At 60.1% G+C, this 15,490-nt stretch carries 12 protein-coding genes and 3 rRNA genes; 4 read left to right on the forward strand and 11 right to left on the reverse strand.

All coding sequences use genetic code 11. The annotated features are described in order from the left end of the window. Positions 1-6: 6 nt before the first annotated feature. From H4V99_RS15075 to paaA, 6 genes are read right to left on the reverse strand one after another with little or no spacing between them, the layout of a single operon-like run. Positions 7-780, reverse strand: coding sequence for an enoyl-CoA hydratase/isomerase family protein (locus tag H4V99_RS15075; protein ID WP_280679659.1), 774 nt, complete (start codon positions 778-780; stop codon positions 7-9). A 27-nt stretch (positions 781-807) separates the two neighbouring features. After that, on the reverse strand, positions 808-1,932 hold the full coding sequence (paaE, locus tag H4V99_RS15080; RefSeq protein WP_280679662.1) for a 1,2-phenylacetyl-CoA epoxidase subunit PaaE: 1,125 nt from the start codon (positions 1,930-1,932) through the stop codon (positions 808-810). Between the two features lie 2 nt (positions 1,933-1,934). After that, the gene (paaD, locus tag H4V99_RS15085) at positions 1,935-2,480 is read right to left on the reverse strand and encodes a 1,2-phenylacetyl-CoA epoxidase subunit PaaD (protein ID WP_280679664.1); all 546 of its coding nucleotides are present in this window, start codon (positions 2,478-2,480) and stop codon (positions 1,935-1,937) included. Beyond that, on the reverse strand, positions 2,474-3,334 hold the full coding sequence (gene paaC / locus H4V99_RS15090; protein WP_280679666.1) for a 1,2-phenylacetyl-CoA epoxidase subunit PaaC: 861 nt from the start codon (positions 3,332-3,334) through the stop codon (positions 2,474-2,476). The genes paaD and paaC overlap by 7 nt, the downstream gene beginning before the upstream one ends. Then, positions 3,331-3,636 carry a 1,2-phenylacetyl-CoA epoxidase subunit PaaB gene (gene paaB, locus H4V99_RS15095; RefSeq protein WP_280679668.1) on the reverse strand — a complete coding sequence of 102 codons (306 nt, stop codon included), beginning with the start codon at positions 3,634-3,636 and terminating at the stop codon, positions 3,331-3,333. Before paaB ends, paaC begins: the two co-directional genes overlap by 4 nt. After that, complete coding sequence (gene paaA, locus H4V99_RS15100) at positions 3,633-4,634, reverse strand: 1,2-phenylacetyl-CoA epoxidase subunit PaaA (protein ID WP_280679670.1); 1,002 nt, start codon at positions 4,632-4,634, stop codon at positions 3,633-3,635. The genes paaB and paaA overlap by 4 nt, the downstream gene beginning before the upstream one ends. A gap of 157 nt (positions 4,635-4,791) precedes the next feature. Between paaA and paaI the strand changes: the two genes are divergently transcribed. From paaI to H4V99_RS15115, 3 genes are read left to right on the forward strand one after another with little or no spacing between them, the layout of a single operon-like run. After that, the gene (gene paaI, locus H4V99_RS15105; protein WP_280679672.1) at positions 4,792-5,220 is read left to right on the forward strand and encodes a hydroxyphenylacetyl-CoA thioesterase PaaI; all 429 of its coding nucleotides are present in this window, start codon (positions 4,792-4,794) and stop codon (positions 5,218-5,220) included. A 16-nt stretch (positions 5,221-5,236) separates the two neighbouring features. After that, complete coding sequence (gene paaK, locus H4V99_RS15110; protein WP_280679674.1) at positions 5,237-6,556, forward strand: phenylacetate--CoA ligase PaaK; 1,320 nt, start codon at positions 5,237-5,239, stop codon at positions 6,554-6,556. A gap of 39 nt (positions 6,557-6,595) precedes the next feature. Next, positions 6,596-7,198 carry a TetR/AcrR family transcriptional regulator gene (locus H4V99_RS15115; protein WP_280679676.1) on the forward strand — a complete coding sequence of 201 codons (603 nt, stop codon included), beginning with the start codon at positions 6,596-6,598 and terminating at the stop codon, positions 7,196-7,198. 122 nt (positions 7,199-7,320) lie between these two features. On the opposite strand, the gene rrf is transcribed toward H4V99_RS15115, so the two are convergent. From rrf to H4V99_RS15130, 3 genes are all read right to left on the reverse strand, one after another. After that, positions 7,321-7,437: ribosomal RNA gene (gene rrf, locus H4V99_RS15120) — 5S ribosomal RNA — on the reverse strand. Positions 7,438-7,562: 125 nt separating this feature from the next. Beyond that, positions 7,563-10,690: ribosomal RNA gene (locus H4V99_RS15125) — 23S ribosomal RNA — on the reverse strand. A 439-nt stretch (positions 10,691-11,129) separates the two neighbouring features. Then, positions 11,130-12,664, reverse strand: a 16S ribosomal RNA gene (locus H4V99_RS15130). Together the 16S, 23S and 5S rRNA genes form the textbook arrangement of a ribosomal RNA operon. A 708-nt stretch (positions 12,665-13,372) precedes the next feature. Between H4V99_RS15130 and H4V99_RS15135 the strand changes: the two genes are divergently transcribed. Continuing rightward, positions 13,373-13,969, forward strand: coding sequence for a hypothetical protein (locus tag H4V99_RS15135; RefSeq protein ID WP_280679678.1), 597 nt, complete (start codon positions 13,373-13,375; stop codon positions 13,967-13,969). Here H4V99_RS15135 and H4V99_RS15140 read toward each other — a convergent pair. Then, on the reverse strand, positions 13,966-14,277 hold the full coding sequence (locus tag H4V99_RS15140; RefSeq protein ID WP_280679680.1) for a protealysin inhibitor emfourin: 312 nt from the start codon (positions 14,275-14,277) through the stop codon (positions 13,966-13,968). The genes H4V99_RS15135 and H4V99_RS15140 overlap by 4 nt on opposite strands. Beyond that, positions 14,274-15,395 carry a M4 family metallopeptidase gene (locus H4V99_RS15145; RefSeq protein WP_280679682.1) on the reverse strand — a complete coding sequence of 374 codons (1,122 nt, stop codon included), beginning with the start codon at positions 15,393-15,395 and terminating at the stop codon, positions 14,274-14,276. The genes H4V99_RS15140 and H4V99_RS15145 overlap by 4 nt, the downstream gene beginning before the upstream one ends. Positions 15,396-15,490: the final 95 nt, after the last annotated feature.

Raw genomic sequence — 15,490 nt, forward strand, 5'->3', positions numbered from 1 at the left:
GTACAGCTAGGGGCGGCCGGTGAAGGCGGGCTTGCGCTTCTGCTGGAACGCCGCGAAACCCTCGCGGTAATCGGCGGTGTCGCAGAGGGCAACCTGGGCAGCGGTCTCCGCCGTCATGCTGTCCCAGAGGCCCAGGCGTTCGTCGCGGAGAGCGGCCACAAGGTGCTTGCTCGCCAGAAACGCCTGAGTGGCACCGGCTGCGGCATGCTCGGCGGCCTGCACCGTGGCATCCGCTAGCTCAGCCGCCGGGAAAACCTGGCTGAACAGTCCGGCGGCCACGGCCTCGGCGCCCGACATGAGCCGGCCCGAATAGATGAGGTCAAGGGTGCGATGGGCACCGAGTCGCTCCACGAAGAGGGCGTGTCCACCCGAGTCGAGAGTGGCACCGAGGTTCGCAAACGGTGAACCGATTTTGGCGGTGTCGGCCACGTAGACCACATCGGTGGCGATGAGCAGACCGAGACCCACGCCGAGGCACGCGCCGTGAGCGGCGGCGAAAGTGGGCGCCGGAAACGCGCTCATGCGGTGCAGCAGCGCCGTGACGTGGCCACCGAGGTAACCCTGCACGTCGTCGGTGCGCGGGTCGACGGCCGAAATGTCCCGGCCGGCACAGAACGCCCGACCCTCCCCGCGCAGAACCAGTGCCCGCACCCCGGCCGCCTCGGCCTCCGCGTACGCCGCATCGAGCGCGCGCACGGCCGCTTCGTCGAGCGCATTCATCTTTTCGGGCGCGTTCAGCACCACGTAGGCAACGTCGTTGTGCAGGGTCAACTCGATCATGGGCGGGCGCTTTCGGTCGGGCTGAGGTCACACGTCGTAGTCGACGACAACCTTCTCGGTGGTGGGGTGAGACTGGCAGGTGAGAACGTAGCCGCGCTCGAGTTCGTCGGGTTCCAGCGCGTAGTTCTCGGTCATGGTCACATTGCCACTCACGAGCTTGGCCCGGCACGTGCCGCAGACTCCCCCGGCGCACGCGAAGGGCACATCGGGACGCACCCGCAGGGCGGCGTTCAGGATGCTCTCGTGGGCATTCACCGGCGTGGTGACCGTGTTGCTCTGGCCGTCGAGGGTGAACTCGATCTGGAACGTCTTGTCGCCGGCCGCCACCAAAACAGGCCGTCCGGTGTCACCGCTGGCGCGGTTGCTCTCGCCGGTGGTGAACAGTTCAAAGCGCACCCGCGCGCGTTCGACGCCCACGTCCTCGAGGGTGTCGCGGCAGAGCTGCACGAGTTCGAACGGTCCACAGAGGAACCATTCGTCCACGGTCGCCGGGCGCAGAATCGAGTCGAGCATGCGGCGAAACTTCTCCTCGTCGATGCGCCCCGAGAGCAGCGAAGACGACCGCTGCTCCCGCGACAGCACGTGATACAGCGCGAGGCGGGCCGGGTAGCGGTCTTTCAGATCGGCCAGTTCATCGAGAAACATCACGTCGAGGGCCGTGCGATTTGTGTACACAAGCGTAAAGCGTGAAGTAGCGGATGCCGCGAGCACCGTGTGCGCCAGCGCCATCAGTGGAGTGATGCCCGAGCCTGCGGCAACGCCCACCACGTGCCGGTCGTCGAGGTCGGGGAGGGTGGAGGTGAACGTGCCCTGGGGACTCATCACCTCCATGTCCAGGCCCACGTGGAGCTCGCTATTGGCCCAGCTGGAGAAGACACCACCCAGATCGCGCTTGATCGCCACGCTGATCGACCCCACGCTGCTCGTGCTCGGCGGGCGGCAGATGGAGTAACTGCGACGCAGCTCGTGACCGTCAATGGTGGCGCGCAGGGCAAGATGCTGACCCGGCGCGTAGTCGAAGTCTCCGCGCAGCGTCTCCGGAACGGCGAAAGTTACCTCCACGCTGTCCGCGGTGAGCTGGCGCACGTCGGACACCGTGAGCGTATGAAAACGCGCGCGGTGCTTGGTGGAACCGAGGTTCGTTGCAGTCATGGTCACAGCACCTTGAAATAGTCGAAGGGTTCGAGGCAGGCCTTGCACTCATAGAGCGACTTGCACGAGGTCGAACCGAAGTGGGCGAGTTCACGGGTGTTCAGGGAGTTGCAACGCGGACACTTCACGGCCAGCTGCAGACGCACAGGTCCAGCCGGCCCCGAGGGTCGAGCGGCCGCGTGACCGGTGGGGGCTGCGATGCCGTACTCAATGAGCTTGCGTTTGCCCTCCTCGCTCATCCAGTCCGTGGTCCAGGCCGGGCTGAGTACGAGCCGTACCGTGACGGCCACGTAACCCGCAGCGGTGAGTGCGTCGCGAACGTCGTCGCGCATGGCGTCGAGGGCGGGGCATCCGCTGTAGGTGGGGGTCAGCGCCACGTCAACGCCGGTGGGCGTCACGGTCACCGAGCGCAGCACGCCGAGGTCTTCGATGGTGAGCACCGGAATCTCGGGGTCAACGACCGTGGCGGCCACCAGCCAAGCACGCAGGGATTCGGCGTCGACGGGTCGAGGTCGAGCCAGCTGCGCGAGGGACGGTGAGGTCACCATGTCGCTCCGGGGTGAGCGCGGGCAAGCACCTGCATCTCGGCGAGCAGAAGTCCGAGGTGCTCGGAGTGGATGCCGCGACGCCCGCCACCCGAGGCGATGAAGCCACGGGGTTCGTCCAGCTCGGCCTCCGCGAACACCGGGGCAATCGCGCCCTCGAAGACGGCGCGCAGCGTTGACGGGCGCACCGCCACGCCCTCCAGGCGGTCAAGGAGGGGTTCGTCGCGGAACATTTCATCCACGTAGGGCCACATGTCGGAGAAGGCGACAATCATGCGGCGGCGGGACTCGTCGGTGCCCTGGGCAAGCCGAAGAACCCACTGCACGGAGTGGTCACGGTGGTAATCCACCTCTTTCGCCGCCTTGTCGGCGACGGCCGCGAGGGTGTCATCGGTGGATTCACGAAGGCGGGTGTAGAGCTCGAAGAGAAAGTGGCTCACGATGAACTGCCGCGCGATGGTGTGTGCAAAGTCGCCGTTGGGCTGCTCCACGATCTGCAGGGAGCGCCATTCGGGCTCGTCGCGCCAGTAGGCGAGGTCGTCTTCGGTGCGTCCGCTCGCCGTGCCGGCATAGTGCAGCAGGGAGCGGGCGTGTCCGATCAGGTCGAGGGCGATGTTGCCGAGCGCCACATCCTCCTCGAGCTCGGGCGCACGGGAGATCCACGACCCGAGGCGCTGCGAGAGCACCAGCGAGTCGTCGCCAAGCCAGAGTGCGTACTCGGCCACATCGGGCGAGGCAACGGATGCCGACGCAATCAGTTCGTCCGGAAGCAAGGCAACATCAACCTGAACGTGACCGTGCTCGTCGGCGGCGGGTGTCGCATCCGTTTCGATGCTCATGTCCTTTTCGATAGTCACAGGTGCTTCACGCCCTCGCTCTTGGAGTAGTAGCTCGCGTGGCGGTAGTTCTTGCCGGCGGCCGATTCGAAGAAGGCACCCTTGGCGTCGGGGTCGCTCGTGGTGATGGCGGCGGCGGGCACGACCCACACGGACACGCCCTCGGCGCGACGCGTGTAGAGATCACGGGCGTTGCGCACCGCGAGGATCTCGTCGGGAGCGTGCAGTGAACCCACGTGCACGTGGCTCAGCCCACGGCTGGAACGCACGAACACCTCCCAGAGGGGCCAGATTTCAGCGGCGGAATCGCCGGGCGCGGTCATGAGGCCACCATTTCGGCTCGTGCGGACTGCTTACGGGCGTACGCGGCGGCAGCCTCGCGCACCCAGGCACCCTCGTCGTGCGCGTCACGCCTTCGCTGCAGACGCTGCGCGTTGCTGGCGCCGCGGCCGGCGAGCACTTCGTGGAACTCGGTCCAGTCAATCTCACCGAGGTCGTACTTCTGAGTCTCTTCGTTCCACTTCAGGTCGGGGTCTGGCAACGTGACACCGAGCACAGCAGCCTGAGGCACCAGCATGCCAACAAAACGCTGGCGCAGTTCGTCGTTGGAGAACCGCTTGATCTTCCACTCCATGGACTGCGCGGAGTTGGGCGAATCGTCGTCGGGCGGACCGAACATCATGAGCGCAGGCCAGTACCAGCGGTTCACCGAATCCTGCGCCATGTCGCGCTGCGCCTGGGTGCCCTGCATCAGCTCCAGCAGAATCTCGAAACCCTGGCGCTGATGGAACGACTCTTCCTTGCAGATGCGCACCATCGCTCGCCCATACGGGCCATAGCTCGCGCGGCAGAGGGGCACCTGGTTGCAAATGGCGGCACCGTCGACGAGCCAGCCGATGGAACCCATGTCGGCCCAGGTGGGGGTGGGGTAGTTGAAGATCGATGAGTAACGCGCCTTGCCAGCGATGAGGGCTTCGGTCATGCCGTCACGGGTAGCCCCCAGGGTCTGTGCGGCGGAGTACAGGTACAGACCATGACCGGCCTCGTCCTGCACCTTGGCCATCAGGATAGCCTTGCGCTTCAGGCTCGGAGCCCTCGTGATCCAGTTGGACTCCGGCTGCATGCCGATGATCTCGGAGTGCGCGTGCTGGGAGATCTGCCGCACGAGTGACTTACGGTACGCCTCCGGCATCCAGTCGCGAGGTTCAATGCGCGAGTCCGCCGCGATCAGATCATTGAACTGCTGCTCGTCGGGCGACAGCGCCGCACTCTCTGCGGAGGCATCCGGAGCAAGGGCATACGGCCCTGCGGGGGTTGTCATCATTGACTCCTGATCATCAGTGGCACTCAAAATTACCGGCCGGCCGGCGGAAGCTTTACCAACCGATCGTTCAGTTAGTATATAGTCACGGTATCGGCGCGGCAACCCCGCGCCAGTACAGGTTTCACCGCCCGGTCACTCAAAGAGGAGAACCACGTTGAACACACCATCCCATCTGGGTAACCGCGCCATGATGCAGCGTGATCGCGCATCCGCTGCACTCGGCATGGTTGTGGAGCACAGTGAGCCCGGTAGCGCCATCGTGTCGATGCTCATTCGCGACGATATGCTCAACGGCTTCGATGTCGCTCACGGCGGCATGATCTTCTCCCTTGCTGATACGGCCTTCGCGATAGCCTGCAACGACGACCACCACGTCACTCTCGCAGCAGGCGCCGACATTACCTTTTTGAAGCCGACCACCGTCGGCCAGACACTCACCGCTACCGCCGTACTCCGGACCAAGAGCGGGCGCAGCGGACTGTACGATGTGCGCGTGACCGATGAGCACAACGTTCCTGTCGCGGAATTTCGTGGCCGCAGTCGCACTACCAACCTCGCAACACCCCCGCGCTCCCACAACTGATTGCTTCGGAGGCACCATGTCACTGCTGACCAAGACCCGCCTGCACGCACCGTCCCAGAACGAACTCGATCCCGAAGAGCGCATGTCCCGCGACGAGATTCTTGCCCTTCAGCTTCACCGCCTGCAACAGACCGTTCGGCACGCCTACGCGAATGTGCCCCTGTACACGCGGAAGTTCGACGCCGTTGGCGTGCACCCCGACGATATTCGCACCCTCGACGACGTGGCGCGGCTGCCGTTCACCACCAAAGAGGACCTGCGCCAGAGCTACCCCTTTGGCATGTTCGCGGTCCCCATGGACCGAGTGGCACGCATCCACACGTCGTCCGGAACAACGGGCCTCCCCACCGTCGTGGGCTACACCAAAGAAGACCTCGCCATCTGGGCCCGGCTCGTGGCTCGGAGTCTGCGCGCCTCGGGCGTGCGTCCCGGCATGAAGGTGCACAACGCCTACGGGTACGGCCTCTTCACCGGTGGCCTCGGCGCCCACGCCGGTATCGAAGCCCTCGGCGCGGTTGCTATCCCCATGTCGGGTGGCCAAACCAACAAACAGGTGCAGATGATCAGGGACTTCGAGCCTGACGTCATTCTCTCCACACCCAGTTATCTGCTGACGATAACGGATGCCATGGTGTCAGCCGGCCTAGACCCTCGCCGCTCGAGCCTCAAGGTTGGGGTGCTCGGGGCGGAGCCCTGGACCAACCAGCTGCGGGTGGAACTCGAGAACCGTCTCGACTTCGATGCGCTGGACATTTACGGGCTCAGCGAAGTGATGGGCCCCGGTGTGGGAAATGAGTGCATCGAGTCCAAGGACGGTCCGCACCTCTGGGAAGACTGCTTTTATCCCGAAATCATCGACGGCGAAACACTGGCACCCCTCGCTGACGGCGACACCGGAGAGCTGGTGTTCACATCGCTCACCAAGCAGGCATTTCCGGTAATCCGATACCGCACCCGAGACCTCACGCGTTTGCTCCCCGGCACAGCCCGTCCCGGAATGCGCCGCATGGAGAAGATCACCGGCCGCAACGACGACATGATCATTTTGCGTGGCGTGAACCTCTTTCCCACTCAGATTGAAGAGATCGTGCTCGGTATCGAGCACCTCTCTCCTCACTTTGTGCTGGAGCTGACAAGGCCGGGACGGATGGACGAACTGACCGTCCGTATCGAACGTCACGAGCATGCCGACGGCGCTTCCTCCGACACTGCTCGAGCCGCACTTATCGCGCGGATTAAAGACCAAATCGGTTCCACCGTGCACGTGGAGATTGCAGAGCCCGGCACGCTGGAGCGCAGCACCGGCAAGCTGAAACGCGTCTACGACCTGCGGTGATTCGTGGGTGAACGTCGACCACGTGAGATAATTCAGAGCATGTCAGATCTCATCACGGCCAAACGTGGACGCCCCGGTTACGATCAGCGCGCCATCCTCGACATTGCCGTTGCGGCCTTCAATGAGTATGGCTACGACGCCACGTCTATGGGGGTTTTGGCTGCACGCCTGGATCTCTCCAAGGCCGCGATCTACCACCACTTCGCGTCGAAAGAAGAGCTGCTGCAGCTTGCCCTCGACGAGGCACTGACCGCTTTGGAAGGCGTGCTGCTCGAGGCCGGCGCCCTCGAGGGTTCGGCAATTGACCGGCTCGCCTATGTGCTCCGTGGCGCCGTGCAGGTCCTGGCGGCGAAGCTCCCGTCGGTAACCCTGCTCCTGCGCGTGCGCGGTAATTCTCAAGTGGAGCGCGATGCCCTCACCCGGAGGCGCACCTTCGACCGCACGGTGTCTGCACTGGTGCTGGAGGCGCGCGACGACGGGTCACTCCGAAGCGACATCGACGCCCGTGTGGCCACACGCCTGCTCTTCGGCATGGTGAACTCCATCACGGAGTGGTATCGCCCCGAAGGGCCCGAAGACGCGGCGCACCTCGCCGACGACGTACTCACCGTGGCACTCGACGGCTTGCGCCCCCGCCTCTGAGGCTCGGTTGTCGAGCCCTGCGTTGGTCGAGCCCTTTGCGCTGGTCGAGCTTGTCGAGACCTGGTGGGTTAACGCAGAAAAAGCCACCCCGTGGGGTGGCTTTTCTGGTGTTGCTAAGTTATGTCCGGCGGTGTCCTACTCTCCCACAGGGTCCCCCCTGCAGTACCATCGGCGCAAAGAGTCTTAGCTTCCGGGTTCGGAATGTGACCGGGCGTTTCCCTCTTGCTATAGCCGCCGAAACATCTTTCGATGGTTCGAACCTATATTTTTTAGTTATAGAGCCCTCGTATGAGGTGGGGCGTTGTTCTCGACCGTACATCGAGAACCACATAGTGGACGCTAAAGCAGCTTCTTCAAACTGAGTGTTATCAAATTATCGGCTTATTAGTACCGGTCAGCTTCATGGGTCTTTAGTCCCCACTTCCACATCCGGCCTATCAACGCAGTAGTCTAGCTGCGAGCCTCTCCCCCGAAGGGATGGAAATCTCATCTCGAAGCCGGCTTCCCGCTTAGATGCTTTCAGCGGTTATCCGTTCCGAACGTAGCTAATCAGCGGTGCTCCTGGCGGAACAACTGACACACCAGAGGTTCGTCCATCCCGGTCCTCTCGTACTAGGGATAGATCTTCTCAAATTTCCTGCGCGCGCAGCGGATAGGGACCGAACTGTCTCACGACGTTCTAAACCCAGCTCGCGTACCGCTTTAATGGGCGAACAGCCCAACCCTTGGGACCTACTCCAGCCCCAGGATGCGACGAGCCGACATCGAGGTGCCAAACCATGCCGTCGATATGGACTCTTGGGCAAGATCAGCCTGTTATCCCCGAGGTACCTTTTATCCGTTGAGCGACAGCGCTTCCACAAGCCACTGCCGGATCACTAGTCCCGACTTTCGTCCCTGCTCGACTTGTCAGTCTCACAGTCAAGCTCCCTTGTGCACTTACACTCGACACCTGATTACCAACCAGGTTGAGGGAACCTTTGGGCGCCTCCGTTACTTTTTAGGAGGCAACCGCCCCAGTTAAACTACCCACCAGGCACTGTCCCTGAACCGGATCACGGTTCGAAGTTAGGTATCCAATATGACCAGAGTGGTATTTCAACGATGACTCCACCTGAACTAGCGTCCAAGCTTCACAGTCTCCCACCTATCCTACACAAGCCACACCGAACACCAATACCAAGCTGTAGTAAAGGTCACGGGGTCTTTCCGTCCTGCTGCGCGTAACGAGCATCTTTACTCGTAATGCAATTTCGCCGAGTTCGCGGTTGAGACAGCTGGGAAGTCGTTACGCCATTCGTGCAGGTCGGAACTTACCCGACAAGGAATTTCGCTACCTTAGGATGGTTATAGTTACCACCGCCGTTTACTGGGGCTTAAATTCTCAGCTTCGCCTTGCGGCTAACCGTTCCTCTTAACCTTCCAGCACCGGGCAGGCGTCAGTCCGTATACATCGTCTTGCGACTTAGCACGGACCTGTGTTTTTAGTAAACAGTCGCTTCCCACTGGTCTCTGCGGCCTTCGAACGCTCCCGGAGCAAGTCCGTTCACGCCTCAGGCCCCCCTTCTCCCGAAGTTACGGGGGCATTTTGCCGAGTTCCTTAACCACGATTCTCTCGATCTCCTTAGTATTCTCTACCTGATCACCTGAGTCGGTTTGGGGTACGGGTGACTAAAACCTCGCGTCGATGCTTTTCTTGGCAGCATAGGATCACTGATTTCACCCTTACGGGCTACCCATCGGGTCTCAGGCATCATGAACGACGGATTTGCCTATCGTTCGCCCTACATCCTTAGACCGGGTCAACCATCGCCCGGCTCAGCTACCTTCCTGCGTCACACCTGTTAATACGCTAACCGCACCAGAATAGGGTCGTACGCTAGGCCCCACGCCTCACCCCGAAGGGATTGGTCTAGGGGATTCAGATACTTAGCATTACTGGATTAGCTTGGGCGGTTTTTCGTCAGTACGGGAATATCAACCCGTTGTCCATCGACTACGCCTGTCGGCCTCGCCTTAGGTCCCGACTTACCCAGGGCGGATTAGCCTGGCCCTGGAACCCTTGATCTTTCGGAGGACGGGTTTCTCACCCGTCTTTCGCTACTCATGCCTGCATTCTCACTCGTGTAGCCTCCACGGCTGGTTTACACCGCCGCTTCGCTGGCCACACGACGCTCTCCTACCCATCAACACGGCTGAACCAACCACACAAGGTGGCGGCTTACCAAAAATATCAATGCCACAACTTCGGTGGCGTGCTTGAGCCCCGTTACATTGTCGGCGCGGAATCACTTGACCAGTGAGCTATTACGCACTCTTTCAAGGGTGGCTGCTTCTAAGCCAACCTCCTGGTTGTCTGTGCAACTCCACATCCTTTCCCACTTAGCACGCGCTTTGGGACCTTAGTTGGTGGTCTGGGTTGTTTCCCTCTCGACGATGAAGCTTATCCCCCACCGTCTCACTGCTGCGCTCTCACTTACCGGCATTCGGAGTTTGGCTGACGTCAGTAAGCTTTTGGGCCCCATCGGCCATCCAGTAGCTCTACCTCCGGCAAGAAACACGCAACGCTGCACCTAAATGCATTTCGGAGAGAACCAGCTATCACGAAGTTTGATTGGCCTTTCACCCCTATCCACAGCTCATCCCCTCCATTTTCAACTGAAGTGGGTTCGGTCCTCCACGACGTCTTACCGTCGCTTCAACCTGGCCATGGATAGATCACTTCGCTTCGGGTCTAGGACATGCGACTGAATCGCCCTATTCAGACTCGCTTTCGCTACGCATTCCCCTCTCGGGTTAAGCTCGCCACATATCACTAACTCGCAGGCTCATTCTTCAAAAGGCACGCTGTCACCAGAACAGAGCTGGCTCCAACGGTTTGTAAGCAAACGGTTTCAGGTACTATTTCACTCCCCTCCCGGGGTACTTTTCACCTTTCCCTCACGGTACTTGTTCACTATCGGTCATGTAGGAGTATTTAGGCTTATCAGGTGGTCCTGACAGATTCACACGGGATTTCTCGGGCCCCGTGCTACTTGGGATACTCTTCGGGCGATTACTGCATTTCGACTACGGGGTTCGCACCCTCTATGACCAGGCTTTCAATCCTGTTCGTCTATACAACGCTCTAACCCTTACCATTCGGTAGAATTGGCTGAAAAGTCCCACAACCCCGACCATGCAACGCCTACCGGCTATCACACATGATCGGTTTAGCCTCATCCGGGTTCGCTCGCCACTACTAACGGAATCACTATTGTTTTCTCTTCCTGTGGGTACTGAGATGTTTCACTTCCCCACGTTCCCTCTACCCGCCCTATATATTCAGGCGGGAGTCACCAGGTCACCTCACGGGCCTGGCGGGGTTTCCCCATTCGGACATCCTCGGATCACAGTTCGTTTATCAACTCCCCGAGGCTTATCGCAGATTACTACGTCCTTCTTCGGCTCTACATGCCAAGGCATTCACCGTTTGCTCTTAAAAATTTGAAATCACATGAGTTTGAATCGATTAAGTACCCTGAATAAATTCAGAGTCGAAATTGACCAATGATCTAATTGCTTAGATCTTTGTAATTTGCTCTCCTAAGAGAGTCAAATTTAAGATGCTCGCGTCCACTGTGTAGTTCTCAAAGTACGGGCGGTACCCCTACCTGCTAGCGATTGATGCCAACAGAAAAGGATCCAGAGGAAAGGTCCACCCCGGCCAAAGCCAGGAATGTTCCGGTCCCTCAGGACCCAACAGCGTGCATATGCGATTCTCTTTGAGACCAACTTTTCCAACCCTCGAAAGGGCGTACCGAGTTGAAATCAACCGTCTTCGCATCAATGTCAATGTTCCACCCATGAGCGCCACCCGAAACGTTCGTTTCAGTGTGACTGGCATCTTTGATCTCCCTGTATACAGAGGAGAGATGCACGTGCTCCTTAGAAAGGAGGTGATCCAGCCGCACCTTCCGGTACGGCTACCTTGTTACGACTTAGTCCTAATCACCGATCCCACCTTCGACAGCTCCTTCCCACAAGGGGTTAGGCCACCGGCTTCGGGTGTTACCGACTTTCATGACTTGACGGGCGGTGTGTACAAGGCCCGGGAACGTATTCACCGCAGCGTTGCTGATCTGCGATTACTAGCGACTCCGACTTCATGAGGTCGAGTTGCAGACCTCAATCCGAACTGAGACCGGCTTTTTGGGATTCGCTCCACCTTGCGGTATCGCAGCCCTTTGTACCGGCCATTGTAGCATGCGTGAAGCCCAAGACATAAGGGGCATGATGATTTGACGTCATCCCCACCTTCCTCCGAGTTGACCCCGGCAGTATCCCATGAGTTCCCACCATTACGTGCTGGCAACATAGGACGAGGGTTGCGCTCGTTGCGGGACTTAACCCAACATCTCACGACACGAGCTGACGACAACCATGCACCACCTGTATACCGACCTTGCGGGGCGACTGTTTCCAGCCGTTACCGGTATATGTCAAGCCTTGGTAAGGTTCTTCGCGTTGCATCGAATTAATCCGCATGCTCCGCCGCTTGTGCGGGCCCCCGTCAATTCCTTTGAGTTTTAGCCTTGCGGCCGTACTCCCCAGGCGGGGAACTTAATGCGTTAGCTGCGACACGGAGACCGTGGAATGGTCCCCACATCTAGTTCCCAACGTTTACGGCATGGACTACCAGGGTATCTAATCCTGTTCGCTCCCCATGCTTTCGCTCCTCAGCGTCAGTTACGGCCCAGAGATCTGCCTTCGCCATTGGTGTTCCTCCTGATATCTGCGCATTCCACCGCTACACCAGGAATTCCAATCTCCCCTACCGCACTCTAGTCTGCCCGTACCCACTGCAGGCCCGAGGTTGAGCCTCGGGTTTTCACAGCAGACGCAACAAACCGCCTACGAGCTCTTTACGCCCAATAATTCCGGACAACGCTTGCACCCTACGTATTACCGCGGCTGCTGGCACGTAGTTAGCCGGTGCTTTTTCTGCAGGTACCGTCACTTCCAGGAAAACCCAGTCACTTCTTCCCTACTAAAAGAGGTTTACAACCCGAAGGCCTTCGTCCCTCACGCGGCGTTGCTGCATCAGGCTTGCGCCCATTGTGCAATATTCCCCACTGCTGCCTCCCGTAGGAGTCTGGGCCGTGTCTCAGTCCCAGTGTGGCCGGTCACCCTCTCAGGCCGGCTACCCGTCGTCGCCTTGGTGAGCCATTACCTCACCAACTAGCTGATAGGCCGCGAGCTCATCCTTGACCAAAATTCTTTCCACCACAGAAGATGCCTTCCAAGGTCGTATCCGGTATTAGCTACAGTTTCCCGCAGTTATCCCAGAGTCAAGGGCAGATTGCTCACGTGTTACTCACCCGTTCGCCACTGATCAAAGAAGCAAGCTCCTCATCACCGTTCGACTTGCATGTGTTAAGCACGCCGCCAGCGTTCGTCCTGAGCCAGGATCAAACTCTCCGTAAATGTTTGAATAGCTACCCAACAAGTTGAGCGCCCATCTAGTGCACCCTGCCGCCGGAATAGGCGAACAAGATACAAGTTTGAAACTAGCAAGAACAAATCATTACTGACTTGCTTTGTTATAGTGCCTGATCGAAACCAGGACTTTCAATTCATATTCCAAAGGAATCTCATTGACTGCAATCGGCTAGAAACCGACCAACAATCACGAGGTTTTTGGCATTTGACATTGTGCACGCTGTTGAGTTCTCAAGGATCGGACGCACCCAGCCGCCGACCCAAAGGCCATTGCACTGGAGCACTTCACTTCTTTCGTGTAGCTCCACCCGCACTCGAGAGTGTGAGATGAAACTTCATCAAGTCAAACAATCTGCAGAGCAGGATGTTTGGACTTGGGATTGGTCCCGCATGAGGCCGGCAAGCTGATCAGCTTCCCGCACCTGTGGGGTGACTTAGATGACATTACGGCCATTCCCGCGAGCACGCAAATCGGCCGCTCTTTTGGGTGTATCCCGGGCGCGTCGCGCCGTGACGGTGCGCATCCCCACTCCCCCTGCACAGGTGCGCGGTGCGTGTCTGTCCTCATTCATGAGGACTGCGCAGGGGAAAGTGCGCTGCTACCGTCGTCGTACAGGGGCAATCGGGCGTCGTAGGGGAGTCCAGTCAGGTCCTCGACACTCCGTGCTGCCGACACAGGTGAGGAACCATCTCATGAGAATTACCTGCCCCTACTGTCATTCCGACGCGACCCTCACTCCCAATGCCGCCCATGTCGATAACGGACCGCTTCCCCTCTACGTGCTCACCTGTTCAGGTTGTGACCGCACGAGTGTGCGACGTGACAATCAGGATCTCCTGGTGGCCGCACTGGTGGGCACCCGCCACGGAAGCGGGACTCACGAGCTGCGGGTAACCGCCGAGCACGGTGGGCTCGTGTACTTTCACACCGACCCGACCGGTCACCGACCTCCCGCGCTCGCGCACTCCGCACTGCTCGAGTTTGTCACTCGGAGCATTGGGACGTCGCAGTCATTCACCCTGCTGCTTCGAACCGTGGAGGTCGGCGCGCGTTTTGCGTCACCACACGGCAACATTCCCTACAAGGCCGTGCGCGGGTGGGGTGTCATTGACGGGGAAATTCACGCGCTCTCGCGCCTGGAGGTCTGGGAGGCCTGCTGCGCGGAAGCCCACGCAACCGTGCCCGTCGGCCCGGAGGCCGGGGTGCACTATGTGGAGGCCGACGACATTCATCGCCCGTATCAATGGCGGATGACGCCAGTCTGTGCGCGTGCTCCCGCTGGGCGCTAGGGCTCGATGGACTCCACGCGTTCCGGGCGTGCGTCGATCCAGATGAGGAGGGCACGCACTTCGTCGGGGATCGTGGCGTCCGTGCATCGATAGCGGTAGTCCCGTCCCTCGTCAGTGAGGGAGATTTCATACAGCTGCGCGTCAGGCCAGCGGATGCCAGCGGCCGGCTCCGAACGTTCGCGTAGGCCTGCGCGCTCGATTTCTGCGGCGAGCGCCGCGGCATCCGCTGTGATGAGGAGTGCACTGTCGAGATCGGTGCGCGCGACGATACCGGCGAAACCCCCACCTCGCCGCACGCTGAGTTTCATGACAGAACTCCCACCTCCGTCCACGCCCCGCGAACAACAGCTTGCTCGTCGGTTCCGAAAAGTTCTCCGGCTGCATCGATCGTAAACTGTGCGGCCTCGGCGAACTGCGTGTGCGGACCCATTTTTGTGGTCAGCGCGCTGTACCAAATCTTTCCGGCCTTTTCCCACGCGGAACCGCCGAGACCCATGGCGGCGAGATAGAAAGCGCGATTGGGGATGCCCGAGTTGATGTGCACACCACCATTATCATTGGCTGGATTATTGTCATCGGGTAAATCCACGTACTGGTCCATATGGCCGGGCTGACGATCGCCTGCGAACGCGGTACCGGGCCTCTTCATGGAGCGCAGGGCGAGTCCGAGCTTGCTCACCAGAATGCCCTCACCAATCAACCACTCCGCATTCGCCGCCGTCTGCCCGAGCCCGTACTGCTTCACGAGGGTACCGAATACGTCGGAGAAGGATTCGTTCAGCGCTCCGGACTGCTTGCTGTACACGAGGCCGGCGGTGAACTCAGTGACACCGTGGGTGAGCTCGTGCGCAATCACGTCGATCGCGCGAGTGAGGCCGCCCACCTGAAAGATGCGGCCGCTTCCATCGCCGTAGACCATTTGACTGCCATCCCAAAAAGCATTGTCGAACCCCACGCCGTAATGCACCGAGGAAACCAGTTCCATGCCGGCGTTGTCGAGCGAATTTCGACCGAGCACATCGCGAAAGAAGCTCGCGGTGGCCGAACTACCGTCAAAGGCCTCATTCACGGCAGGATCGGTCGCGAGCGGATCCCCCACCGCACGTTTCTTGACCCCGGGAAGGAAATTGCGCCCGTTGGTCTCGTTGTCATACACGGAGACACCCTGCTCGGTGAGCGAGACAAGTCCGATAAGTCCGATGTTCTGATTGAGTTCACGACTGAAGTGACCGAGCACCGCTCGGCGAGATCGCATCGCCGCCGAGGTAGCGATCGCCGACAAGACCGCCTCGCGCTCACTCACTGTTCCCTGCATCGCCAGCCACGCCAAGAGGTCGGGCGGAGCGATGCTGCAGGTGGCACGGCGTTCGAGCCCCGAGCTGACATGAGCTGTTGGCTCGTCCTGATGCACGTTGCGCTCGAGCATGGTTCCCCTTTTCTCACCAACAGTGCGGCACGATACGGTTCGGTACGCACACAGTATGGCCTTCCCCCGCCCCGCACGCTACCGTGCCGTCGATA

Origin of the sequence: Cryobacterium sp. CG_9.6, assembly GCF_029893365.1 — a bacterium.
Taxonomy (GTDB): Bacteria; Actinomycetota; Actinomycetes; order Actinomycetales; family Microbacteriaceae; genus Cryobacterium.